At 71.2% G+C, this 24181-nt stretch carries 23 protein-coding genes; 6 read left to right on the top strand and 17 right to left on the bottom strand.

What is annotated here, in order from left to right; genetic code table 11:
- Positions 1–20 precede the first annotated feature (20 nt).
- Both AC3IF1_RS23690 and AC3IF1_RS23685 read left to right on the top strand, forming a co-directional pair.
- Positions 21–959, top strand: coding sequence for an EcsC family protein (locus AC3IF1_RS23690; protein ID WP_489219590.1), 939 nt, complete (start codon positions 21–23; stop codon positions 957–959).
- A 64-nt stretch (positions 960–1023) separates the two neighbouring features.
- A complete protein-coding gene (locus tag AC3IF1_RS23685; RefSeq protein WP_489219589.1) occupies positions 1024–1701 on the top strand; it encodes an MgtC/SapB family protein in 678 nt (225 codons plus the stop codon).
- A 13-nt stretch (positions 1702–1714) separates the two neighbouring features.
- On the opposite strand, the gene ilvA is transcribed toward AC3IF1_RS23685, so the two are convergent.
- The 5 genes from ilvA to AC3IF1_RS23660 form a co-directional block, all read right to left on the bottom strand.
- Positions 1715–3286: a threonine ammonia-lyase, biosynthetic gene (gene ilvA / locus AC3IF1_RS23680; protein WP_489220456.1), complete on the bottom strand. Its 1572-nt coding sequence runs from the start codon at positions 3284–3286 to the stop codon at positions 1715–1717.
- Positions 3287–3333: 47 nt separating this feature from the next.
- Positions 3334–3681: a diacylglycerol kinase gene (locus tag AC3IF1_RS23675; protein WP_243973512.1), complete on the bottom strand. Its 348-nt coding sequence runs from the start codon at positions 3679–3681 to the stop codon at positions 3334–3336.
- Positions 3678–4736 carry an AbrB family transcriptional regulator gene (locus tag AC3IF1_RS23670; protein ID WP_489219588.1) on the bottom strand — a complete coding sequence of 353 codons (1059 nt, stop codon included), beginning with the start codon at positions 4734–4736 and terminating at the stop codon, positions 3678–3680. The genes AC3IF1_RS23675 and AC3IF1_RS23670 overlap by 4 nt, the downstream gene beginning before the upstream one ends.
- Before the next feature lie 107 nt (positions 4737–4843).
- Positions 4844–6334, bottom strand: coding sequence for an argininosuccinate lyase (locus AC3IF1_RS23665; protein ID WP_489219587.1), 1491 nt, complete (start codon positions 6332–6334; stop codon positions 4844–4846).
- A gap of 160 nt (positions 6335–6494) precedes the next feature.
- Complete coding sequence (locus AC3IF1_RS23660) at positions 6495–7430, bottom strand: LysR substrate-binding domain-containing protein (RefSeq protein ID WP_489219586.1); 936 nt, start codon at positions 7428–7430, stop codon at positions 6495–6497.
- A gap of 136 nt (positions 7431–7566) precedes the next feature.
- Here AC3IF1_RS23660 and AC3IF1_RS23655 point away from each other — a divergent pair, with 136 nt between their 5' ends.
- On the top strand, positions 7567–9156 hold the full coding sequence (locus AC3IF1_RS23655; RefSeq protein WP_243973516.1) for a catalase: 1590 nt from the start codon (positions 7567–7569) through the stop codon (positions 9154–9156).
- Between the two features lie 131 nt (positions 9157–9287).
- Here AC3IF1_RS23655 and AC3IF1_RS23650 read toward each other — a convergent pair whose 3' ends face one another.
- From AC3IF1_RS23650 to AC3IF1_RS23615, 8 genes are all read right to left on the bottom strand, one after another.
- Complete coding sequence (locus AC3IF1_RS23650) at positions 9288–9770, bottom strand: hypothetical protein (protein ID WP_489219585.1); 483 nt, start codon at positions 9768–9770, stop codon at positions 9288–9290.
- A 306-nt stretch (positions 9771–10076) separates the two neighbouring features.
- Complete coding sequence (locus tag AC3IF1_RS23645; protein ID WP_489219584.1) at positions 10077–11321, bottom strand: MFS transporter; 1245 nt, start codon at positions 11319–11321, stop codon at positions 10077–10079.
- Positions 11318–12988, bottom strand: a complete 1671-nt coding sequence (lnt, locus tag AC3IF1_RS23640; protein ID WP_489219583.1) for an apolipoprotein N-acyltransferase — start codon at positions 12986–12988, stop codon at positions 11318–11320. The genes AC3IF1_RS23645 and lnt overlap by 4 nt, the downstream gene beginning before the upstream one ends.
- Positions 12989–12998: 10 nt before the next feature.
- Positions 12999–14138: a hemolysin family protein gene (locus tag AC3IF1_RS23635; RefSeq protein WP_489219582.1), complete on the bottom strand. Its 1140-nt coding sequence runs from the start codon at positions 14136–14138 to the stop codon at positions 12999–13001.
- A 36-nt stretch (positions 14139–14174) separates the two neighbouring features.
- On the bottom strand, positions 14175–14654 hold the full coding sequence (gene ybeY, locus AC3IF1_RS23630) for an rRNA maturation RNase YbeY (RefSeq protein ID WP_489219581.1): 480 nt from the start codon (positions 14652–14654) through the stop codon (positions 14175–14177).
- A 2-nt stretch (positions 14655–14656) separates the two neighbouring features.
- Entirely contained in the window at positions 14657–15781 is a 1125-nt protein-coding gene (locus AC3IF1_RS23625) for a PhoH family protein (RefSeq protein WP_489219580.1), read from the bottom strand.
- A 2-nt stretch (positions 15782–15783) separates the two neighbouring features.
- Positions 15784–17121 carry a tRNA (N6-isopentenyl adenosine(37)-C2)-methylthiotransferase MiaB gene (gene miaB, locus AC3IF1_RS23620; RefSeq protein ID WP_489219579.1) on the bottom strand — a complete coding sequence of 446 codons (1338 nt, stop codon included), beginning with the start codon at positions 17119–17121 and terminating at the stop codon, positions 15784–15786.
- 158 nt (positions 17122–17279) lie between these two features.
- Positions 17280–19016: an L-lactate permease gene (locus AC3IF1_RS23615; protein WP_489219577.1), complete on the bottom strand. Its 1737-nt coding sequence runs from the start codon at positions 19014–19016 to the stop codon at positions 17280–17282.
- Positions 19017–19377: 361 nt separating this feature from the next.
- Here AC3IF1_RS23615 and AC3IF1_RS23610 point away from each other — a divergent pair, with 361 nt between their 5' ends.
- Entirely contained in the window at positions 19378–19842 is a 465-nt protein-coding gene (locus AC3IF1_RS23610; RefSeq protein WP_489219576.1) for an Ivy family c-type lysozyme inhibitor, read from the top strand.
- A 165-nt stretch (positions 19843–20007) separates the two neighbouring features.
- Here the strand turns inward: AC3IF1_RS23610 and AC3IF1_RS23605 are convergent, their stop codons facing one another.
- The 4 genes from AC3IF1_RS23605 to AC3IF1_RS23590 form a co-directional block, all read right to left on the bottom strand.
- Positions 20008–20877 carry a lysophospholipid acyltransferase family protein gene (locus tag AC3IF1_RS23605; protein ID WP_489219575.1) on the bottom strand — a complete coding sequence of 290 codons (870 nt, stop codon included), beginning with the start codon at positions 20875–20877 and terminating at the stop codon, positions 20008–20010.
- Between the two features lie 4 nt (positions 20878–20881).
- A complete protein-coding gene (locus tag AC3IF1_RS23600) occupies positions 20882–21397 on the bottom strand; it encodes a GNAT family N-acetyltransferase (RefSeq protein WP_489219574.1) in 516 nt (171 codons plus the stop codon).
- A complete protein-coding gene (gene tsaB / locus AC3IF1_RS23595; protein ID WP_489219573.1) occupies positions 21394–22071 on the bottom strand; it encodes a tRNA (adenosine(37)-N6)-threonylcarbamoyltransferase complex dimerization subunit type 1 TsaB in 678 nt (225 codons plus the stop codon). Before tsaB ends, AC3IF1_RS23600 begins: the two co-directional genes overlap by 4 nt.
- 222 nt (positions 22072–22293) lie before the next feature.
- Positions 22294–22860 (bottom strand): NifU family protein, encoded by a 567-nt coding sequence (locus AC3IF1_RS23590; protein ID WP_243973528.1) that lies wholly within the window; start codon positions 22858–22860, stop codon positions 22294–22296.
- A gap of 147 nt (positions 22861–23007) precedes the next feature.
- On the opposite strand from AC3IF1_RS23590, the gene AC3IF1_RS23585 reads away from it, so the two are divergent.
- Entirely contained in the window at positions 23008–23541 is a 534-nt protein-coding gene (locus tag AC3IF1_RS23585; RefSeq protein ID WP_489219572.1) for an atp-dependent helicase, read from the top strand.
- A 226-nt stretch (positions 23542–23767) separates the two neighbouring features.
- On the top strand, positions 23768–24139 hold the full coding sequence (locus tag AC3IF1_RS23580) for a DUF2934 domain-containing protein (protein ID WP_489219571.1): 372 nt from the start codon (positions 23768–23770) through the stop codon (positions 24137–24139).
- Positions 24140–24181: the final 42 nt, after the last annotated feature.

The raw sequence follows: 24181 nt of genomic DNA, 5'->3' as shown, positions 1-24181 counted from the left end.
ACAGATCCAGGGATCTACGGATGAGCACGACCGACCTCACCCGCGCCGGCGAAATCCTGCCGGCGGTGACCCGAGAGACCGTGCTGAGCGACGCGGATCTCGCCGCCCTGCGCCGGGCGGTGGCGGCACTGGAGCGCCCGAGCCTCGCCGCGCGCCTCTCCGCGGCGGCGGGAGCCCCCCTCGACCTCATCGGCCGCTCGCTGCCCGCCCCCGTGACCGAGGCGGTCAGCCGCAGCACCGAGGCCGCGATGCGCGTGGCGTTGCGGGTCGCCCTGGCGACGCTGCCGCGCAAGGCCTTGGCGCCCACGTCGGACGATGCCCTGGGTGCGGCCACCGCGAAGGCCGCGAGCCGGATGACGCGGCTCCTCGGTTCGGGCGATGCCAAGCACAAGGCCTTGGCGGCGCTCTCCGGAGCGGTGGGAGGCGCGTTCGGCCTCACGACCCTGGCCGTCGAACTCCCGGTCTCCACGACGCTGATGCTGCGCTCAATCGCCGAGATCGCCCGCGAGGAGGGCGAGGATCTGGAAACCCCTGAAGGCGCGCTCGCCTGCGTCCAGGTCTTCGCCCTGAGCGGCCGGACGTCAGCCGCGACGGAGGCGGGCTCCGCCCTGACGGAGAGCGGCTACTTCGCCGTGCGTGCCGCCCTGGCCAAGACCCTGGCGGAGGCCGCCCGCTATGCCGGCAGCAAGACGCTTCTCGACCAGTCTGCCCCGGCCCTGATCCGGTTCACCGCGCAGATCGCGGCACGTTTCGGCCTCGTGGTGTCGCAGAAGGTCGCCGCGCAGACCGTACCGATCCTGGGCGCGTTCGGGGGCGCGGCGGTCAACACCGCCTTCATGAACCACTTCCAGGCGACGGCGCACGCCCATTTCACGGTCCGGCGCCTGGAACGGACCTATGGGGAACCGGCCATCCGGGCCGCCTACGAGGTCGAGAAGGCCGCCCTCGGCACCGCTTGATCGGCCGGCGCTCCATCCTCCAGGATAGGCCGCTTCCCTGCGGAGCGACGGAGCGGAGGCGGCATTGATCGGCAACGGGGAGATGGTGGCGCGGCTGGCGCTGGCGGCACTGTCCGGCAGCGTGATCGGGCTGGAGCGCGAGCGCTTGCTCTGGGCGGCGGGCCTGCGCACGCACATGCTGGTCTGCGTCGGGTCCTGCCTGATCATGATCGTCTCGGCCTACGGCTTCGGCGATGTGCTCGGCGTGGACCATGTCGTCCTCGATCCCTCGCGGATCGCCGCGCAGGTGGTGTCGGGCATCGGCTTCCTGGGTGCGGGCACGATCCTGCTGCGCGGCGAGGTGGTGAAGGGGCTGACGACGGCGGCGAGCCTTTGGGGCGTCGCAGCGATCGGCCTGGCCGTGGGCAGCGGGCTCTACGTGCCGGCGCTGACGACGACCGCGCTCGTCGTCGGCATCCTAGCGGGCGTGAAACCCTTCGAGGAGCGTTGGCGCGCGCGAATGCGCACGCAGACCCTGCGGCTCACCGTGCGGAAGGACGCACTGTCGATCGACACCCTCCAGGCGGCGACCGGCGAGCGCGCCTCACGGGTGCGGACCTTCACGGTTCGGCCGAGCGCCGACCCGGACTACGACGAGGTCGCCATCACCTTCGTGCGGCTATCCCGGACGAGCGTCGCGGCGATCGCCGCCAAGCTGCGGGCGCTGCCGGACGTCGTCACGGTGGAGGAGGCGGAGGCGTGATCCGCCTCCGCCGTCAAGCCGCACCGCGACTTTCGCCGTCGAGGAACAGCCGATAGGCCGGGTTCTCGGTCTCGTCGGTGGCCGGGTAGCCCAGGGCCTCGATCACGGCATCGAACCTGGCCCGCTCCGCCGGCGGGACCGCGATTCCGGCGAGCACGCGGCCGTAATCCGCCCCGTGGTTGCGGTAGTGGAACAGCGTGATGTCGAAGTCCGGACCCAGCGCGTCCAGGAACTTCATCAGCGCGCCCGGCCGCTCCGGGAACTGGAATCGGAACAGGCGCTCGTGCGCCACACCCACGGCCCGCCCGCCGACCATGTAGCGGACATGGACCTTAGCCATCTCGTTGTCGCTCATGTCGAGGGCCCGGTAGCCGGCCTCGTGCAGGGCGGCGAGCAGCGCCTGCTTCTCGCGCCTGCCGCCGGCGACGTTGATGCCCACGAAGATCTGCGCCTCGGCGCCCGGCGCGTGGCGGTAATTGAACTCGGTGATCGCCCGCGGCCCGAGGGCGTTGATGAAGGCCCGGTAGGCGCCGGGCCGCTCCGGGATGGTCACGCCGATCAGGACCTCCCGCTGCTCACCGATCTCGGCCCGCTCGGCGATGTGGCGCAGGCGGTCGAAATTGAGGTTCGCCCCCGACGAGATGGCGATCAGCGTGCCGGTGCCGCCCTCGCGCTCGGCGTAGACCTTGGCGCCCGCGACGCTCAGCGCGCCGGAGGGCTCCGACACCGCGCGGGTATCGTCAAAGATGTCCTTGACGGCGGCGCACATGGCGTCCGTGTCGACGGTGATGACCTCGTCGAGGTGCTCCCGGCAGAGCCGGAACGTCTCCTCGCCGGCCTGGCGCACGGCGACGCCATCGGCGAACAGGCCGACCGAGGGGAGGCTGACCCGGGTGTCCGCCGCCAGCGCCGCGGCCATGCAGGCGGCATCCTCCGGCTCGACGCCGATCACCTTGGTGCCGGGCCGCAGGTACTTCACGAAGGTGGCGATGCCGGCGGCGAGCCCGCCGCCGCCCACGGGCACGAAGATCGCCTCGATCGGGCCGGTATGCTGCTCCAAAATCTCCTTGCCGATCGTGCCCTGGCCGGCGATCACGTCGGGATCGTCGAACGGGTGCAGGAAGGTCAGGCCCTCCTCGGCCTCGCGGATCTTCGCCTCGGCGAGCGCCTCGTCGAAGGCGTCGCCGTGCAGCACGACCTCGGCCCCGCGCGCCCGGCAGGCATCGACCTTGATCGACGGGGTGGTGCGCGGCATCACGATCACCGCCCGGGCGCCGAGCTTGGCGGCGGCCAGGGCCACGCCCTGGGCGTGGTTGCCCGCGGAGGCGCAGACCACGCCGCGGGCGATCTGGTCCGCGCTGAGGGCCGACATCTTGTTGTAGGCGCCGCGCAGCTTGAACGAGAAGACCGGCTGCAGATCCTCGCGCTTCAGCAGCACCGGCCGGCCGAGCCGCTTTGTCATCCGCGGCATCGGATCGAGCGGGCTCTCGATCGCCACGTCATAGACGCGGGCGGTGAGGATCTTGCGGATGTAGTCCGTCACGGTGCGGGGTCTCGAGCGGGTGCGATGGAACGTGCCCGCCAGATAGACCCTCCCGGCCAGGGATGCGAGCGCCCGGCCGGCGGGGCAGATCAGCCCAGCCGCTCCACGAGTGCCGCCACCCAGACCAGCAGCGCTGCCGCCTGTGCCATGAAGGTGCCGGCGGAGGCGAGGTCCTTCACGGTGCCGATCATCGGGTGGTGGCTGGGGTGGACGTGATCGCAGAGCTTCTCGACGGCGGTGTTGAGGAATTCGGCGGCCAGCATCAGCAGCAGGCTGACCATCAGGGCGACGCGCACCCATAAGGTCGCGCCGAGAAACAGCGCGAGCGGCACGCCCAGCGCCAGCAGCGCCAATTCCTGGCGCACCGCCCGCTCGGTGCGCGCGCCGTGGCGCAGGCCGCGCCAGGAATTGAGGAAGGCGAGGACCAGGGCGTTCATCGCGCCGCGCCTTCGGGCACGGACCGGCTGATCCACTTGGCGAGCAGCGGACCGGTGAGCAGCACCACGAACAGGCGCAGCGTCTGGACTGCCAGGACGAAGGACACATCGGCCTTCGAGCCCACGGCGATGATCGCCACCGAGTCGAGGCCGCCGGGGCTCGTGGCGAGGACGGCGGTGAGCAGGTCGATCGGCAGCAGCAGGGTCAGCCCCCAGCCCCAGGCGGCGCAGAGGGCGATGACCGAGAAGGTCGCCACCAGGATGCCCGGCAGGGCCGACACGGTCAGGCGCAGGGTCTCCCGGGTGAAGCGCAGGCCGACATAGATGCCGATGCAGGCATAGGCGAGTTCCAGGATCGGCACCGGCAGCGCCATGCGGACGAGCCCGGTGGCGTGGAGCAGGCTGCCGAGCACCATCGGTCCGACCTGCGCGCCGGCCGGGACCCGGAGAGCCAGGGCCGCGCCGGCGCCCACCACGGCGACCGACAGCGTCGCCAGGAGCGAGAGCGGCCCGGTCACCTCGCCGGCCCCCGCCGAAGCCCCCGGGACCGGCGTCTCCATCAGGAAGCGGGCGGCGAGGGAAGCCGAGAACACCACCGCCGCCACGCGGACATATTGCATGAAGGCCACCAGGCGCGGGTCCGCGCCGAAATCCTCGGCCATCGCCACCATCGCGGAGGCGCCACCCGGCGACGAGCCCCAGGCGGCCGTGGTGCCGGGCAGCACGCGCAGGCGGGTCAGGACCCAACCGACGACGCCGCTGACCGCCACAGTCACCAGCACGACGGCGACGATGAGCGGGCCGTCCTCCAGCAGGGTCTGGGCGATCTGCCCGGTCACCGCATGCGCCACGAGGCAACCGATCATCGCCTGCGCGGCCTGGAAGGCGGCGCGCGGCACGTGCAGCCCGGATCCGCCGACCCCGAAGGCGATCGCCCCGATCATCGGCCCGAGCAGCAGCGCAGCCGGGAACTGCGCGGACATCAGGCCGAACGAGATGGCCGCGGAGGCGGCAGCGAGGGCGGCCCAGAGGCCGAGGGTGCGGAAGGAGGGCAAGGCGACCGACGGAGGCTACCCGCGCGGAACGTCGGGCGTGAGGCGCGCTATAGCGCAATATTGGCCCTCTTACGGCGACGTTTCGGCACGGTGGCCCCGCGCCGAGATCAGGGCTCCCGGGCCAAGTCAGAGAAGGCGGCGTCGCGTTTCCCCCGGGCGGTAGCGAGGCCCGCACGGCGTCCGGCGAGCCAGTCGCGATCGGCCTCCAGGCGCGCCCGGGCACCGGAGAGCATGCGCCGGACCTCCGCGGGCTGCGGGCCGCCGAGCCCCTTCGCCGCATCGATCATGCCCCGGGCCGACAGCGACGCCCGGAATCGGGCCTCGTCCAGGGGCAGGTCCGGCTTCAACCCCGTCCCGGCGGCCGCCTCGGCGTAGATCCGTCGGACCTCCAGGAAGGGCAGGTCGGCCGGGCGCAGGTCGTGGCTGCGCCCGTAGCTCACGAGCTCTGACGCGAAATGGTGGCCGAGGCGGAACGGCACGTCCGCCTCGCGCTGGAGCGTATCGGCGAGTTCGGTGGTGGTCGCGTAATCGGCCGCGACCTCGTCGGCGGCCCGCGCGCGGTCGACGACGAGACCATCGAAGATGCTGGTCCAGCGCCGGCACATCGTGGCGGCCTCGGCGAGGGTCCGGCCCGGCGGTTCGGCCTGATTGCGCTTGTAGTCCGGCATGCCGGAATCGACGTTGTGGGCCATGACCGCGAAGGCCTGCGCGGCGCCCACGACGTCGCTGGCCTTCATCCGCAGGGCGTAGAGCGCCACGGGATTGCGCTTCTGCGGCATGATGCTGCTCGGGCCGGTCAGCGCCCCCTCCCGCAGCAGGATCCACGGCCGGGTCTGGTGATACTGCGCGTAGAGATCCTGCGCGAAGCTGCCCGCGGTGGTCGCGAGGTTCGCGGCGAGCGCCGTCAGCTCCAGGCCCATATCCATCGGGGCGAGCTGGCCCGCGTCGTAGCTGTTCTCCACGGGCGCGTCGAAGCCGAGGAGCGCCGCCAGGCGCGCGCGGTCCACCGGAAAGCTCGACGTCCCGAGGGCCGCGGCGCCGAGGGGCGACAGGTTCAGGCGGCCCCAGGCCTCGTGCAGCCGATCCGCATCGCGGGCGAGCACCTCCGCGTAGCCCAACAGGTAGTGGCCCAGCGTCGTCGGCTGGGCCTGGACCCCGTTGGTGTAGGCGGGGACGATCGTGTCGGCCTCGCCCTCGGCCCGCGTCAGCAGGGCGGCCCGCGTTTCGTCCAGGGCCTCGGCGAGGGCGAGGAGGCGGTCGCGCTGTTCGAGCTTGAGCACCGTCGGGATGATGTCCTGGCGGCTGCGGCCGGAATGCAGGCGCGTGGCGTCCGGACCGGCCTTGGCCACGATCAGGGGCTCGATCCGGAGATAATCGTCCGGCCGGTCGGCGCCGGGCTTGGCGGCCTCCGCGGCGACCTGATCCAGGGCCCGCGCGATACGGGCTCCGAGGGCGCGCGGGACGATGCCGATCTCGACAGTCATCACCAGGGAGGCGCGGTTGATCGCGTCGACGCGGGCGAAGCTGTCCTCGGGCTCGGCCCGGGCCGCCGCGGGGGCCACCATCGCGAGAACCGCCCAGAGTGCCGTGCGCCGCATCGACCCGTTCCCGCCCCTCGCCGAGATCTCGGACGATCCACCTATCCCATCCCCGCCCGCATCCCGCGGTCAAGGCCCACGGATTCGGGGCGTCGGGCGCCGGGTCCGAACGGTCGGCCCGGGCCGGCCTTGACGACCCGCGCGGGGCTTCGAAGCGCCGTCAGACCACCGGCTCCCCGTCGCGGCAGGCGGCGGTGCCGGGCGGCGCATGGGCCCGGAAGAAGGCGGCGAGGTTCGTGAGCCCCGCGGCGCGCGGGTCGCTCGCCCGCCAGACCAGTGCGATGGTCCGCCCCGGCCCATCGACGTCGAAGGCCCGGGTGACCGTCAGCCCGGTCGGATCGGGGCCGGCAGGCACCGCGAGGGCCGGCAGCAACGTGTATCCCGCACCAGCCGCCACCATCGAGCGCAGGGTCTCCAGGCTCGTGGCGTGCCGCCCGACCGACGAGCCGGCGCCGCAGGCCGCGATCGCCTGGTCGCGCAGGCAATTGCCCTCGTCGAGCAGCAGCAAATCCGGCCCGGCGATCTCGGTCGCCGAGAGCGCGCCGCCCCGGGCCAGGGCGTGCTCGGCCGGACAGGCGAGCCAGAACGGCTCCACGAAGAGCGGCGAGACGGCGAGCCCGTGCAAAGGCAGCGGCAGGGAGACCAGGGCCGCGTCGATGCGGCCATCGCGCAGGCCATCCACGATCTCGGCGGTGCGCGACTCCGACAGCGAGAGCATCAGCGACGGGTACTGCTCGCGCAGCGGCCGCAGCACCAGCGGGAAGAAGTACGGACCCAGCGTCTGGATCGCCGCCAGCACCAGACGTCCCGTCAGCGGGGAGCCGCGCCCCTCGCTGGCGAGCGCCAGCAGGCGCTGCGCCTCCGCCAGCACGACCCGTGCCTGCCGGACGATCGCCTGACCAGCCTCGGTGAGCAGGACCCGCCGGTTCGAGCGCTCGAACAAGGTCAGGCCGAGGGCGGTTTCCAGCTTGCGGACCTGCACGCTGAGGGTCGGCTGGCTGACATTGCAGCGCTCGGCCGCCCGGCCGAAATGCCCCTCGTCGGCGACGGCCACGACATATTCAAGATCGCGGAGCGAGAGGCCAGCGAGATTCATAGACTGCGCCTATCACGCTCTTTGCAACGATGCATTTGCCTCCGGGTCATGCCGGGGTCATAACGTTTCACCAGAACACTTCCAGGTTGGCTTCGCGCACATGAGCGAGCCTTCGCCCCATGGAGAGATGCTGCGCATGAGCGATCAACGCCCGATCCTGACCACCCGCCAGGGCCATCCGGTCCGCGACAACCAAAGCACCCGCACGGTCGGTGAGCGCGGCCCGGCGACCCTCGAGAACTACCAGTTCATCGAGAAGATCACCCATTTCGATCGCGAGCGGATCCCGGAGCGCGTCGTTCATGCCCGCGGCGCCGGCGCCCACGGCTATTTCGAGGCCTACGGCAAGATCGGCAACGAGCCGGCCTCCAAGTACACCCGCGCCCGCGTGCTGACCGAGACCGGCGTGAAGACGCCGATGTTCGTGCGCTTCTCCACCGTCGCCGGCGCCAAGGAGAGCCCCGAGACCGAGCGCGACCCGCGCGGCTTCGCGGTGAAGTTCAAGACCGTCGACGGCAATTGGGACCTGGTTGGCAACAACCTCAAGGTGTTCTTCATCCGCGACGCGATCAAGTTCCCCGACATGATCCACGCGTTCAAGCCGGATCCGGTGACCAACCGCCAGGAGGCGTGGCGCTTCTTCGACTTCGTGTCCCAGCACCCCGAGTCGATCCACATGGTGACACATCTGAAGTCGCCCTGGGGCATCCCGGCCAATTACCGTGAGATGGAAGGCTCGGGCGTCAACACCTACAAGCTGGTCAACGACCAGGGCGAGGCCGTGCTCTGCAAGTTCCACTGGATCCCGAAGCAGGGCGTCCGCAACCTGACCTCGGCCCAGGCCGCCGAGATCCAGGGCAAGGACGTGGGTCACGCGACCCGCGACCTCTACGACAACATCAAGGCCGGCAATTTCCCAGAGTGGGAATTCGCCGTGCAGATCATGCCGGACGGCCCGAACGACCATCTCTCGTTCGATCCGCTGGACGATACGAAGCTGTGGCCGGTGGACCAGTTCCCGCTTCTGCCGTGCGGCCGCATGGTGCTTGACCGGGTGCCGGACAACTTCTTCGCCGAGGTCGAGCAGTCGGCCTTCGGCACCGGCGTCCTGGTCGACGGTGTCGACTTCTCGGACGACAAGATGCTGCAGGGCCGGACGCTGTCCTACTCGGACACCCAGCGCTACCGGGTCGGCGCCAACTACCTGCAGCTGCCGATCAACGCGCCGCAGCCCGGTGTGAAGGTCTATTCGAACCAGCGGGACGGCCAGATGACCTATTCGGTCGACGGGACCGGTCCGAACAAGCACATCAACTACGAGCCCTCGACGCTCGCCGAGGGCCTGCGCGAGGCCCCGAAGCCGGCCCGGGACTACCACCAGCCGGTGGAGGGCAATCTCGGCCGCTACCAGACCTCGCGCACCGAGGACGACTACACCCAGGCCGGCGTCCGCTACCGCTCGTTCCAGGATTGGGAGCGGGACGACCTGATCGCCAACCTGGTCGGTGACATGAAGCAGTGCCCGGAGCCGATCCAGCTGCGGATGGTCTGGCACTTCTGGCATGCCGACGCGGATTACGGCCGTCGCGTGGCCGAGGGCGCGGGCATCGATCTGGAGAAGGCCAAGGCCCTGCCGCCGCTGCCGGGCCGCGCCGCCCCGGGCAAGCGTCTGCAGGCCGAGACCTATACGGACGGCTCGCAGGCCCACCGGGTCGCCGCAGAGTAGGTTTTTCTCTACCTCACTCGGCCGACAGATGAGAGGCCCCGCGGATGCAAATCCGCGGGGCCTTTTCCTTGGACCGGGCGTCATCGCGAGGGGCGGTCGCCGGAAGTCTCGAGACGATGCGCCATGCCCCTTCAAGGGCAGTGGCGGCGCACATAGCCTTTGCCGACATAGGTCCAGCTCGCCGGATCGTAGGTCTTGAACCGATGCGCGCAGGCCGCGACGGCGGCAGGCTCATCCGGCGCGGGTTCTTCGGTCTCGACGATCACCTCGACCGGAGGACGATCGATGGGCGGCCTGTAGACGTAGACATCGTCGTACCAGGGATAGCCGTACCCGCCGAACAGGCCGCCGTAGCCGAGGCCCAGGCCCAAGCCTCCGAGCCCGTACACGTAGCCCCAGGGGCCATGACGCCACGGATGAGAGACGTGGGGCCGGAAGGCGAAGCCTGGGTGGATTGGCCCAACCGGCCGCCCCCAGGCGCCGACCCGGGGCCCGATCATGCCGCCATGGAACCCGCCGCCGAACCCGCGCGCCTCAGCCTTCGCCGTCATCAGAGCCAGCGCGAGCAGCGCCACCGATATCCGCGGGATCCTCGCCGTGTCGATGCCCGTCATTCCGATTCTCCGATGCCCGACGCAGTCACGCCGACCGGCCGACGGCGCGAAATACTCGGAGTAATCGAATGCCGTGGGGAACTCTCGTCAAGGGCGTTTTTGGAGCGTCGCTGAGGGGCACGCTGGGTGTCTCACCTCTCGACGGCACCGGCACCGCATGGTTGGCGGCTTACCGTGGCAACAAAACGCTGAGTATTGCGAGGCGGCGCAGCGTCTCTAGGGATGCTGCGTCGCCATGGCATGTCCGGGAGCGGGAGCTCGCCCCTCGGATCGCGCCACGAGGAGCGCCGTCAGGGTGCCCGACGATCAGGACCCGCTCGCCGGGCCTGACGTCTGGAACGCGCCCAGCGGCTGAGCGGCAGGTCCGCGCGGGTCCGGCGCTACGGCGCTGACCTTGCGGTCGCGGCCGGCGGCGAGGCCGAACAGGATCGCGGCGGTCGCGATGCCCACGAACAGGGTACCGGGCACCGCCCAGCCCCCCGTGGCCTCGTGGGCGAGGCCGAACGCCAGCGGGCCGAGGCAGGCGCCCGCGTAACCGATGCCCTGCGCCATGGCCGACAGGCCCGCGGCGCTCGCGGCATCCGCCGCGCGGAGCACGATCAGCGTGAGCCCGAGGCCGAAACAGCCGCCGATGCCGAAGCCGAGCGCGCAGGCGGCCGGGATCCGCAGGGAGGCCGACCCGAAGGCCAGGACCAGGAAGGCGGCCGCGGTCAGCCCAGCGATCGCGACGATCCACCCCCGCTGGTCGCGGGCGCGGGCGGCCAGCATCGCCGTCAGGAGGGCGCCGGGCGCCTGGACCAGCGTGGTGAGCGACGCGTAGAGGCCGGCCTCGAGCGGTGACAGGCCCCGCCCCTGGAGCAGCAGCGGCAGCCAGCCGAACAGGATGTAGGCGAGCGACGATTGCAGGCCCATGAAGCCCGTCACCCACCAGGCCAGGGGGTTGCGCAGAAACCGCCCGGCCGAGGGCGCCGCGCTCGCATGGGTCCGGCGGGCGAACGGGATCCAGAGGAAGGCGGAGACCAGCGCCGGCAGCGCCCAGACCGCCAGGGCCGACGGCCATCCGCCCCCGAGGGCATGCTCGACCGGCACCGACGCGCCGGCCCCGGCGGCGGCGCCGAGGCAGAGCGTCATGGTGTAGAGCCCGGTCATCAGACCGCCGCTGGCGGCGAAATCGCGCTTCACCAGGGCGGGCAACAGGACGTTGTCGAGCCCGATGCCGATGGCGGCGAGCGCCGTCCCGGCGAAGAGCGGGACGAGGCCGCCGAGGCCGCGCAGCGCCAAGCCGGCCGCCAGGATGGTGGACCCTAGAAGCACGGCCAGATCGGGTCCGATCCGGCGGATTAGTGGCGCCGCCAGGGCGCAGGCGATGCCGAGGCACAGGACCGGCAGGGTCGTGAGGATCGCGGCCCCGCCGGCGCCGAGGCCGGTCCCGTCCCGGATGGTCGCCAGCAGGGGACCGACCGAACTCAGGGCCGGCCGCAGGTTGAACGCGACCAGCATCAGGGCGAGGGCGAGCAGGATCCGGCGGGGGGCGGCCGGGTCCGCGCTCATGTCCGGCGTCCCGCGCGCAGGGCCCCGCCGAGACAGGCGGCGAGCATCAGCGCGAAGGCGGCGTCGCCGAAACGGCCGTACAGGGTGCCGCCGACGATGCGAGCGGGCAGGTCGGCATCGAGCCAGGTCTCCTGGTCGAGCGGCGTGCGGGCGACGATCCGGCCATGCGGATCGATCACCGCGGAGATCCCGGTATTGGCGTCCCGGACCATGGGCAGCCCCTCCTCGACGGCCCGCAGGCGCGCCTGCGCCAAGTGCTGGCGCGGGCCCGGGGTGTCGCCGAACCACGCGTCGTTGGTGACGTTCAGGATCAGCCCGGGCGGCCGATCCGACGGCGCGACGTGGCCCGCCGGCAGGATGGCGCCGGGGAAGATCGCCTCGTAGCAGATCGTGGCCACAACCGGCGGCAGACCCGGGACCGCCAGGATCCGCTGGGCCGCGCGCGCCCCCGCCGAGAAGCCGCCCGGGATCGCCACGAACTGGCGCAGGCCCAGCGCCCGCAACGCGGCGTCGAGGGGTGCGGGCAGGTACTCGCCGAACGGGACGAGGTGAACCTTGTCGTAGCTGTCGGAGATCGTCCCGTCGGGACCGATCACCAGGACGGCGTTGAAGTAGCGCAGGCGCTCGCCGGGCAGCGGCTCCTCGGCCCGGGCCGCGCCGGTGATCAGGTGTTGCCCCGGCTTGAGGCCGGCCGCCACCTTCGCCAGGGCGTCGGGATCGCGCTGGATCAGGAACGGGAAGGCGGATTCGGGCCAGACGATGTGGGTCGGCTCCGGCTCGCCGGCCTCCACCGGGCGCTGGCTCAGCTCGATGTAACGGTCGACGATGTCGGTACGGTTCTCGGGCCTGAACTTGGCATCCTGCGGCAGGTTCGGCTGAACGAGGCGCAGCCGGACGCCCGCCACCACCGGATCGGGCGGCCCGAGACGGACGGCGCCGTAGAGGGCCATGCCGATCAGGACGATCGCGGCCGCGGCGCTCGGACCGAAGAGGCTGCGCGGGCGGGTACCGGTGGCCAGCGTCGCCGGGGCCGCGCAGATCAGCACCGCCAGCACGGTGAGGCCATAGAGGCCGATCGCGGCGCCCCATTGCATCAGCCAGAGGTTCTGGGCGAGCGCCATGCCCAGCGTGTTCCACGGGAAGCCGGTGAACAGGTGGCCGCGCAGCCATTCCGCGGCCCCGATCCCGAAGGCGAGGGCGGCGATCCGCCCCGGCCCGCGGCGCCACATCAGGCCGGCGGCGCCGAAGCCGGCCCCATAGAACAGGCCGAGCCCGAAGGGCAGGCCGATGACGCCGAGCGGCAGCGCCCACAGGAACGCGTCGGCCTCCACCAGGAAGGCCTGGCCCAGCCACCACAGGCCGGCGGTGAGATAACCGAAGCCCCAGGCCCAGCCGATCAGGAAGCAGGGCCAGAACCGTCGCAGGGTGGTCCGGTCGGAAGCGGCCCCGTCCAGAAGCCACGTTGCCGCCGACAGGGACACGGCGAGCGCCGGAAGCATACCGAAGGGCGGCATCGCCAAAGCCGCGACGGCGCCCACGAGCCAAGCCAGCCCGAGGCGGCGCCAGCCGGTCAGGCGCCTGATCGCCCGGACGAATCCGGGCGCCGGGACGTTCTCGGTGCCCGATGCCGGTGCTACCCGGGCGGACCCCGCCGCCGTGCGCGTCACGCCTGGACCGTCACGGGTGCGACGTCTCGGGGGCCGGCGGGCTGGAGGGCGGGGGCAGGGCGAGGGGAACGACATTTCCAATCCGGGTGGCGCCCTTGTGGAAACGCAGCCGCTTCAGGCGCCGCGGATCGGCATCCAGCACCTCGAATTCGAGGTCGCCGGGCCCGGCGATCAGCTCTCCGCGGGAGGGGACCCGTCCGGCCAGCGTCACGATCATGCCGCCCAGGGTGTCGATCTCCTCGGCCATCTCGCCGACCGCCGCCACCAGATCCACGCCGGTCGCCTCGGAGACCTCCGCCAGGGGCGTCCGGGCATCTGCCACGAAGACCTCGCCCTCGCCGTCGACGCGCTGGACATGCTTGTCCTCCGCGACGTCGTGCTCGTCCTCGATGTCGCCGACCACCACCTCGATCAGGTCCTCGATGGAGATCAGCCCGTCGGTGCCGCCATACTCGTCGATGACCAGCGCCATGTGGGTACGCGTGGCCTGCATCCGGACCAGCAGGTCGATCGCCGGCATGGAGGGGGGGACGAACAGCACGGGCCGCTGGATGCGCGCGGCCGCCAGGGTGGTCGTCAGATCGACCTTGCCGAGGTCGAGGCCGCGCGGGACCCGGGGGACCGGCCGGCGGATCCGCGGGGGCGGGGGCGGGGGCTCGCCGGCCTCGACCTCGACGACCGGCGCCGAGGGCTTCGCCGCCGCCGCGACGCTGCGCCGGGACGGCTCGGCCTTCGCGGCGATGTGGTCCACGAGGTCGCGGATGTGGACCATGCCGCGGGGGTCGTCGAGGGTCTCGCCGTAGACCGGCAGGCGCGAATGCCCGGCCGTGCGGAACAGCTTGAGCAGGTCGCCGAGGCTCGTCTCGTTGGAGACCGCCATGATATCGGCCCGGGGGACCATCACGTCGTCGACGCGCACCTTGTGCAGGCCGAGGACGTTCTTGAGCATGATGCGCTCGAGCGGGGTGAGGCCGCTCTCGCCGGCATCCGGCTCCGCCAGCGCTTCCTCGAGCCCCTCGCGCAGCGAATCGCGCGGCTTGAGGTGGAGCGCCTGGAGCAGGCGGTCGTACCAGGGCTCCCGGTTCTGGGATTCACCCTCGGTGGAACTGGGCGCGGCCAGGGCCGCGCCGCGACTTCGATCGTTGCTCATGTCTCTCGGGTCTGGGGTCGTTCGGGCGTCGCGCGCTCAGGCGTAGGGGTCCGGGATGCCGAGGGTCGCGAGCGCCGCGACCTCGAGGGCCTCCATGGCGTCGGCCTCGGCCTCGCCGGTCTCGTGGTCCTGACCGAGACAATGCAGGGTGCCATGGACGAGGAGGTGGGCGAGATGATTCTGGAGCGGCTTCGACTGCTCCGCACTTTCGCGCACCAGGGTCTCGTACGCAAGGACCACATCGCCGAGCGGACGCGCGGACCCGGCATGAAGCGGTTGCGGGGCTGCCGGGAAGGACAGGACGTTGGTGGGCTTGTCCTTGCCGCGCCAGGTCCGGTTGAGTTCCCGCACGGCGGCGTCGTCCGTCAGCAGGACGCTGACTTCGACCGGGCCGTCCGGCCTCCCGGGGGCGACGGCGAGCCCGGCCTCTACGGCGCGGGTGACGAGCGATTCGAGGTCGGGGACGGCGGCTTCCCAGCGCGCATCCTCGACGGCGAGGTCGATTTCGTTCGGCATGGTCACCCCAGCGGCCGGCGCCGGGGGTTCGGGTTGCGGTCGGCCTCGTCCACCCCGTGGGCGGCGCGCTCGTAGGCGGTGACGATCCGGCGCACGAGGTCGTGGCGCACCACATCGACGTCCTTGAACGTCACCCGCCCGATTCCCTCGACTCCGTCCAGCACCTTCACCGCCTCCACCAGGCCCGACTTCTGCCCCGGCGGCAGGTCGATCTGGCTCGGATCGCCGGTGATGATCATGCGCGATCCCTCGCCGAGGCGGGTGAGGAACATCTTCATCTGCATGGAGGTGGTGTTCTGCGCCTCGTCGAGGAGCACCACGGCGTTGGTCAGGGTCCGCCCGCGCATGAAGGCCAGCGGCGCGATCTCGATCGTACCGGTCTGCAAGCCGCGGTCGACGTGGCGCGCCTCCATGAAGTCGTAGAGGGCGTCGTAGATCGGGCGCAGATACGGATCGACCTTCTCGCGCATGTCGCCGGGCAGGAAGCCCAGGCGCTCGCCGGCCTCCACCGCCGGACGCGACAGGATCAGCCGCTCGGCATGGCCCTGCTCCAGCAGCGACACCGCGTGGCCGACGGCCAGCCAGGTCTTACCGGTGCCGGCCGGTCCCTCGGCGAAGACCAGCTCGTTGGTGCGCAGGAGCTTGATGTAGGCGTCCTGCGCCGGGTTGCGCGCCCGCACGGCGCCGCGCTTGCGGGTTGCGATCTGCTCGAAATGCGGCTTGTCGGCTTCAGCCGTGATCGCCTCGGCCGGGAACAGGGTCGCCTGCGCGGAGGCCTCGCGGATGGCGCCGTCCACATCGCCCAGGGTCAGCGTGCTGCCGCCGGTGCGTACCCGCGCATAGAGCTTCTGGAACACCCGGCGGGCGGTCTCCGTCGCCGCCGGAGAGCCCTTGATCACGAGATGATTGCCGAGCGCCGTCGCAGTGACGTCGAGCCGCCGCTCGAGATGGGCCACGTTCTGATCGTATTGACCGAAGACGAGGCTCGCGAGGCGGTTGTCGTCGAAGGTCAGCTGCACCTCGACGGGCTCGTCCGAACCCGACGGCCGCGTCGCTGGACCGCGTCCCCGAAGAGCGCCCCGCGCGCCCGCCCCGTCCGAAGCGCTCAAGCCGTCATCCTCGTCCATCCTCAGGCGGCCGCGGCCGCGGAGATCAGCTGTCCGAACAGGCTGTTGGTGCCCGCCTCGGTGATCCGCACCGGAACCACAGTTCCGATATGGTGAGCCGCGGCGTCGAACTGGACGGCGAGCAGGTGCGGCGTCTTGCCCGCCACCTGACCCGGATGCCGGCCGGGCTTCTCCACCAGGACGTCGAAGACCCGGCCCGCCGCGGCCCGCTGGTAGGCATAGCGCTGGCCGTCGAGCAGCGCCTGGAGTTCGGCCAGCCGCGCCGCCATGACGGGTTCGGGCACCTGATCGCCCCGCTCGGCCGCCGGGGTCCCGGGGCGGGGGCTGTACTTGAACGAGTACGCGCTCTCGAAGCCGATCTCGCGCACGAGCCGCAGGGTCTCGGCGAAATCCGCGTCGGTCTCGCCGGGGAAGCCGACGATGAAGTCCGAGGAGAGGGCGATGTCGGGCCGCGCCGCGCGGACGCGGTCGATCAGGCGCCGGTACTGGTCGCCGGTATGCTTGCGGTTCATAGCGGCGAGGATCCGGTCCGCGCCCGACTGCACCGGCAAGTGCAGGTAGGGCATCAGGGCCGGAACCTCGGCATGGGCCCGGATCAGCGCGTCGTCGAAATCGTTCGGGTGGCTCGTGGTGTAGCGGATCCGGACGATGCCCGGGATCCGTGCCACCGCCCGGACCAGTTCGGCGAGGCCCACCGGCGCCCCGTCGGCGCCGGCGCCGTGATAGGCGTTGACGTTCTGACCGATCAGCGTGACCTCGCGGACGCCGCCTTCGGCCAGCCGCTCGGCCTCGGCCAGCACCGCCGCCACCGGCCGCGAGACCTCGGCGCCGCGGGTGTAGGGCACCACGCAAAAGGCGCAGAACTTGTCACAGCCCTCCTGAACGGTGAGGAAGGCCGACGCCCCGACGGTGCGGCGCCGGGGCAGGTGATCGAACTTGTCGTCGATGGGGAACTCGGTATCGACCACGCGCCGCTCCCGGGAGCGGGCCAGCAGGTCCGGCAGACGGTGATAGCTCTGCGGGCCGACCACTACGTCGACGGCCGGTTGGCGGGCCTGGATCTCGGCGCCCTCGGCCTGGGCGACGCAGCCGGCCACCACGATGCGGGTGTCGAGCCCCTGCGCCTTGCGCTCACCCTTCAGGACGCGCAGGCGGCCGAGTTCGGAATAGACCTTCTCGGCGGCCTTCTCGCGGATGTGACAGGTGTTGAGGACGACGACGTCGGCCTCCTCGACCGAATCGGTCGGCGCGTAGCCCTCGGCCCCCAGGACGTCGGCCATGCGGGCCGCGTCGTAGGCGTTCATCTGGCACCCGTAGGATTTGACGTAGGCCTTCTTCAACGCGCGCCGTCCCGAACCCGTCCACGTGATCCCTGCGCCGGCCCCGCAGGATCCGGCCTGCGGCCTGTAGCACGGATCGCGCGGGCCGTCGCGACACCCGAAACGCGACCGGCCGCCCGAGGGCGGCCGGCCATTGGGTGCAGCGGAGAGAATCGGCCTCAGTGGGCAGCCGGCGCCGCCGCGGGCAGGTCGATCACCATGTGCTGAAAGAACGGCACGTAGGCCTGCAGCATCACGAAGCAGCCGACCAAGCAGGCGAGCGCCACCGAGTGCCAGAACACGAAGCGCAGGATCTTGCCCTCCTGGCCGAAATAGCCGGTGGCCGTGGAGGCGACGACGATCGACTGGGCGTCGATCATCTTGCCCATCACGCCGCCCGACGAGTTCGCCGCCGCCATCAGCACGCCGGGCAGGCCGAGCTGCTCGGAGGTGATCCGCTGCAGGCTGCCGAACAGGACGTTCGAAGCCGTATCGGATCCGGTCAGCGCCACGCCGAGCCAGCCCAGCAGCGTCCCGAAGAACGGGTAGAGGATGCCGGTTCCCGCGAAGGCGAGGCCGAGCGTGGCGTCGACGCCCGCGTAGCGGGTGAGAACGCCGAGCGCGAGCATCGCCGCGATGGTGATCAGCGAATACCGCAGCGCCCAGATCGTCTCGAAATAGGCGGTCACGAGGCGCAGCGGCGAGAACCGCATGATCAATCCGGAGATCAGCGCCGCGATGAGCACCCCCGTCCCGGTGAAGGACATGTAGGTGAACAGGAAGACCGCGCCCTCGGGTGCCGGCTTCGGCACCACCGGCGGCACCTTCATGATCATGTTGTGCAGGCCCGGCACCTCGTACTTCCAGGTGAAGAGCGGATTCACGATGCCCTTGAACCAGCCGGTCCCCCAGATCGCCACGATGATCGAGAGGATGATCCACGGCAGCCAGGCCATCAGGATCTCGCCCTGCGAGGCGGTGCGCGCGCCGGTATGGACCGGGGGCGCCCCCGGAACGCCGGCGCCGACCGCCACCGGGCGCGGGCCCGCCACGGCGAGCGACGGGTCGTGCCCGCGCAGGGCCGGCGACGTCCAGATCTCCCGGGGCTGCCAGACCTTCAGGAACAGCACCAGGGCGAGCATTGAGGCGAGCGATGCCCCGATGTCGACGATCCACGGATTGACGTAGTTCGAGATCAGGAACTGCGCGACCGCGAAGGAGGCGCCGCAGACCAGAATCGGCGGCCACACGCGGATCATGCCGCGGAAGCCGGCGAACACCCAGATCAGCCAGAAGGGCACGATCAGCGAGAACAGCGGCAGCTGCCGGCCGATCATCGCGCCGAGGATCTCCGGCGCGTAGCCGGTGACCGAGGCAAGACCCTGGATCGGCGCGCCGAGCGCCCCGAAGGCGACGGGGGCGGTGTTGGCGATCAGCGACAGGCCCGAGGCGGCCAGCGGCGAGAAGCCGAGGCCGATCAGGATCGCGCCGGTGACGGCGACCGGGGTGCCGAACCCGCCCGCGCCCTCGAAGAAGGCGCCGAACGCGAAGGCCACCAGGAGCAGCTGCAACCGCCGATCGGCGGTGATGCCCGCCACCGATTGCTGGAGCACGGAGAACCAGCCCTTCTCCACCGTGAGCCGGTAGAGGAAGATGACGTTGAGGATGATCCAGCCGATCGGGAAGAAGCCGGTGACCATCCCGAGGATCGCCGCCCGGGTGGCGAGCCCCGTGGGCATGCCGAAGCCGACGATGGCCACCAGCATGGCGAGGCCGAGGGCGATGACGGCCGCGAGATGGGCCTTCACACGCCCGCTGGCGATCATGGCGAGCAGTGCGATGACCGGCACTGAGGCGGCGATCGTCGAGAGCCAGGCGCTCCCAAACGGATCGTAAACCTGATTCCAGGTTTGCAACGGGCGTCCTCCCATAATCCCGACTGATACGGGTTCCGGCCTAGCTAGCAGAGCGCTTCGGAGCGCTCAACGGAGATGAATCATGTATTCTCCGCCATTTCCGCCGAAATATACGCAGAGACGGATCCAGGTCTGACGGCGGCGATCGAGACCTTGTCGATCCTGCGGGCCGCGAAGACACGCGGAATCGACCGGGCCTGACGGTTGTGCGTCGAAAGCATTCATCCGCCCGTCATCCCGATCACCGTAGACAAAGTGCCGCTGGCCCTCGAACATGGACGCCATCGCCATGATTCTTTTTGGCAAAAAATCGGTATAATTTCTATTCAACGTAGCATTATCATTGTCTTGCGCTATAATATTGCTTGTCAATAGCGATACGTCGGCCACTGAGAGCCGCAGAACGCAGACCGACGATCTGACCCTGTATGCTGGCAAGAGGGGCGCGGACAAAATCGGGGGCGTCGACATCCTGCACCATCCGAAGTTCCTGGATGCAACCCGCGCGGCCGTCGCGGATCCGGTCGCCCGGGCGTGGATACAGGGACGGAAGGTGCCTCAGAATGACCCGTCAATCTCCAGGATCGGAGACTACGTGATCGTCTCCGGTTGCGAGACGCATGGCTGCGGCCCGCATCAATGGGCGGTCTACATCACGCCGGACGGATCGCGCGTGAAGGCGTGCTATTTCGATGAGGGGCGGGACCCGACGCACGCGGTCTGGTCCGCGCCGCATGGCGTCGTCCGTCTCGGACCCCCGCATTGCGAAGCCGGTAAGGACGCCAGCGGCATCGAACTGGCGATGCCGCGCCCACAGCGGTCGTGAGGGCGGTCCGGGCGATCGCTGCCGGGGAGCAGGCCGGTTCGGTGGCGCGCGCGACCGGGACACTCCCCCCGTCACGCCTCCGCGGGAATCGTCGCTCCTGACAGCCGGCGATGAGTCAAATTCCGATCCGTGGATCGGTCGGCCCGCACGGAGACGGCCCGTCGGTCAGACGGCCGCGACCTCCGGCTCGCGGAGGCCGACCTCGGGCGGTACCAGCCGCGCTGCCGCCGAAGCGCCGCTGTCCTCACGCCCCGTGACGACGCCCCGCAGGGCGGCTCGGACCTCGGCCTCCGCGGCCGCCGTGACGGCCTTCCGGTCGGTACCCACCTCGAAGGCGATCGGCGCGCACCAGGTCACGTGCACGTCGATCGGGCCGCCCTGCACGAAGGCGGCGAGGTGCGGGGCCAAGTCCATGTCGCCGTACCAGGCGATCTCGGCGCGCTCGGAACGCACCACCGGCAGGCCGTTGCGCCGGGGATAGGCGATGGCCAGGGGCTGGAGGCGGACGCGGCCGCGCTCGGCCTCCCCCTGCAGCGCCGTGCGGGCGGCACCGACCAGCGACGAGCGGAACGGAAGGAGCCGGGTGCCGTCGCCGGTTGTGCCTTCCGCGAACAGAACGACGAGTTCACCCTCGGCCAGACGATGCCCCATTGCGGCGCTGACCGTGGCGGTCGCCCCGCGCCGTTGCCGGTCGATGAAGATCGTGCGCTGCAGCCCGGCCAGGATCCCGATCACCGGCCAGCCGGCAATCTCCGACTTCGCCACGAAGGAGAGCGGGCGGAGGGCGCCGATCACGATGATGTCGAGCCAGGAGACGTGGTTGGCGAGGATGAGAGCCGCCTCGCCGGGGGCGGGCGGCGTGCCGGTCTGCGTTACGCGCACCGCGAAAAGGCGCAGGAAGACGCGGTGGAACAGGAGCGGCGCCAGGGTAGCCCGGCGGCCGAGCAACCGCAGCGCGATCCAATGCGACGGCGCCAGGATCGCGAGGGCGAGGGCCAGGGCCGCGACCCGATACGCGACGCCGAACCGGCTCACGGCGTCACAGATCGGCGCTCATCGTCAGCGCGGTCGCCCGGCTGCCGTCGGCCTTGAGGTAGTAGCCCGTGCGTGCCCCCACCTGGCGGAACCCGTGACGGGCATAGAGGCGCAGCGCCGGCGCGTTGCCCTCGTCCACCTCCAGATGCACCCGGGCGACCCCCGCCAGCGCGAGGCTCGACAGGTGCTCGCGCAGGAGCCGCCGGCTGTGGCCGCCGCCGCGGAGCGCGGGCGACAGCACGACCGTCAGGATCTCGGCTTCGTCGGCCGCCCGGCGCGAAAGCACGAAGCCCTGGAGCGCCCCCGCCCGCCACAGGCCATGCGCCTGCGTCGAGCGCTCGCAGAGCATCCGCTCGAATTCGTGGGCCTCCCAGGGGCGCGCGAAGGCGGTGGCGTGCAGGCGGGCGAGGGCCGGGGCCTGCGCGGCGTCGGCGAGCGGCGCGACATAGGGCTCGGGGGTCAGCGCGTCCCACCACGCGAACCACCAGTCGAACGGCCAGAAGGGCAGGGGACGCGTCATCGCCGGGCGATCCGCGCATGGTCCTGGGGCCGCGCATCGGGGCCGCGCAGGTACATCGGACGGGGCAAGGCCTGGACCGGATCCGCCAGGAAGCCGAGGGATGCCACCGAGGCGATGTCCGGTCCCGAGACGCCGGCGACCTGCGCGCGCACGCCGCGCGCCGTCAGCGCCGCCGCCAGCAGCGGCGCGCCCGAACCGGCGATCGCCACGGGCCCGCGGCCCACCAGTCGCTCGGCGGCTGTTTCGATGCTGAGATGCGCCGGGGCGATGCCGTCGCCGGGACCCAGGGCGTGGAGGTAGATCGCGCCGTGCCGGGCATCGATCGCCGCCGCGATCGACCCCTCGACGGTATCGGCCAGCAGGGAGGTGAGCAGCGCCGAGAGGGTCCCGACGCCGACCACGGGCTTGCCGGTGGCCAAACCGATGGCGCGGGCCGCCGAGAGACCGACGCGCAGGCCGGTATAGCTGCCGGGCCCGACCGTCACGGCGATGCGGTCGAGCGCCGCGAAACCGCCCTCCACTCGGGCAATGACCCGCTCGATCAGCGGCAGCAGCGATTCGGCATGGCCGCGCGCCATCGGGAGCGACTCGGTTGAGAGGGGCGCTTCGGCATCCTCGTCCGCGACGCAGGCGGCGCAGGTATCCAGCGCCGTGTCGATAGCAAGAATACGCACGCTCACTCCCGCGGCCGGTCCGGGCCGCCGTCGCCTCCCTCCGGCCGTGGACGGCACGAAGAGCCGCCAGCGATAGAGCAAATCCGCCGCTTCGTCAGCGCCGGGGCGGGCCGGTCACGCGCATCGCCCGCGGAGTGTTGCCGGCTTGCGCCGGTCCCGGACCACCGCCGGCCCGGAGGCCGGCGATCCCGGAGCTGGACGGCGCGAAGGCCCGGATGGGCCTCAGATCGCCTGGACCTCGCGCACCTCCGGGAGGAAGTGCTTGAAGAGGTTCTGCACGCCGTGCCGCAGCGTCGCGGTCGAGGACGGGCAGCCCGAGCAGGCACCCTTCATCTCCAGGTAGACCACGCCTTCCTTGTAGCCGCGGAAGGTGATGTCGCCGCCGTCGCCGGCCACGGCCGGCCGCACGCGGGTCTCGAGCAGGTCCTTGATGGTCACCACGGTGTCGTGGTCGGCCTCGTCGTAGAACTCGTCGCCCGCCTCGGCCTCGTCGTGGCCGCCCTCGGCCATCACGGGCGCGCCGGACTGGAAATGCTCCATGATCGCGCCGAGCACCGCGGGCTTGACCTGCGCCCAATCGGAGCCGTCCTCGGCCTTCGTGACGGAGATGAAATCGTGTCCGAAATAAACGCCGGACACGCCCGGAACCGCGAACAGAGCCGCCGCGAGGGGCGAGCGGGTGGCGGCCTCGGCGTCCCGGGCCTCGAAGGTCGATTCGGACAGGACCACGCGCCCGGGGAGGAACTTCAGGGTCGCCGGGTTCGGCGTGGCTTCGGTCTGGATGAACATGGTGGACTCACTCCGCTGCGCCGGTTCAAGGCCGGCCGGGACAGGCACCCTCAGGGCGCTGCGTTCCATGTGGACCGGCGACCGGATTTTCTCAACCTGGACCGAGGGTCTGGAGAGTGGACATTCCGCCCGGCGCGCGAGAGTGAGGTGCCGATTCGGGGCGCAGAGGAGCCGGCGGTGACCGTGACCGGGGATGAGACGTCCGTGCAGGATCTGCTCAAGGACCTGCGCGAGACCCAGGCCAGGCTGGAGGTGGCCCAGGCCGAAGCGGCATCCCTCAAGGTCCTGCTCGCCCTGCGTACGCACCAGTACGACCAGGCTTGGCAGGCCGGACAGCGCGCCGCGGCCGAGCTCGACGCCGCGCGGTCCGGGGAGGTCGCCCGGACGGCGGAGCGCGCGGACGCCTGGGCCCGGGAGGCCGACCTGGCGCGCCAGCTTGACGCGGCACAAGCGGCAGCCACGTCCCTGGAGGCCGTCGCCCGGGCCGAGGCGCGTGCGGATGCCGTCCGGACCGTGCTCGGAGCGGTCCTCGCCAGCCTGCGCGCCTGGGGCCTGGACCGTCGCCGCTTCCGAGGCCTCATCGATCAGGCCAGCCGCAACGCACCGGACGCGGGATCCGGGGCGGAGCGGCATGCCGTCCTGCTGGCGGAGGCACGACGCGTTCTGGGGCTGACCGAATAGGCGACTTTCGCATTGTCGCGTCCCGCTTTGCCGGCAGGTGATCCGCCGCACCGATAGTTTTGATCGAGGAACGACGGCGTCGTCGGGGAGACCCGCCGCGCGATCGCGGCGTTCGCCGCGCGGACCTCGCGCGCGACACTCGGCCCGCCCCGCCGAGGGCAGGATTAACGGCCCTTTAACCACGCCCTCCCATCGTCTCTCACGGGACGGACAGGAGATCGACGGCATGCAGATCAGCGAGCATCAGGTGCGCGAGTGCGCCTACTTTATCTGGGAGAACGAGGGCCGCGTTCACGGTCAGGCCGCGGCGCACTGGCTCCGCGCAGAAATCGAGCTGCGCGCCAACGCCACGCTGGCGGCCGGCGCAGCCGTCCCGGCCCCGAAGGCCGCCGCGAAAGCGCCGGCGAAGGTCGCGGCGCCCAAGAGCATCGCTCAGAAGGCCGCTGCTCCGAAGGCTGCTGCACCCAAGCCTGCTGCCCCGAAGGCAGTGATTGCCAAGCCTGCGGCCCCGAAGGCCGTCCGGGCCCCCAAGGCTGCGGCGAACGCCGCCCTGACCGCGAAGGCGAAGCCCGCCCGCGCCCCGGCCTCCATGCACTGACACGCCCGCGCACCGGCGCCAGGCTGACGTCCGAAGCCCGCT

The sequence above is a fragment of the Methylobacterium sp. E-012 genome (assembly GCF_057836545.1).
Note: the sequence above shows the minus strand (reverse complement) of the source record. Positions and strands in the feature narration are given on the sequence as shown.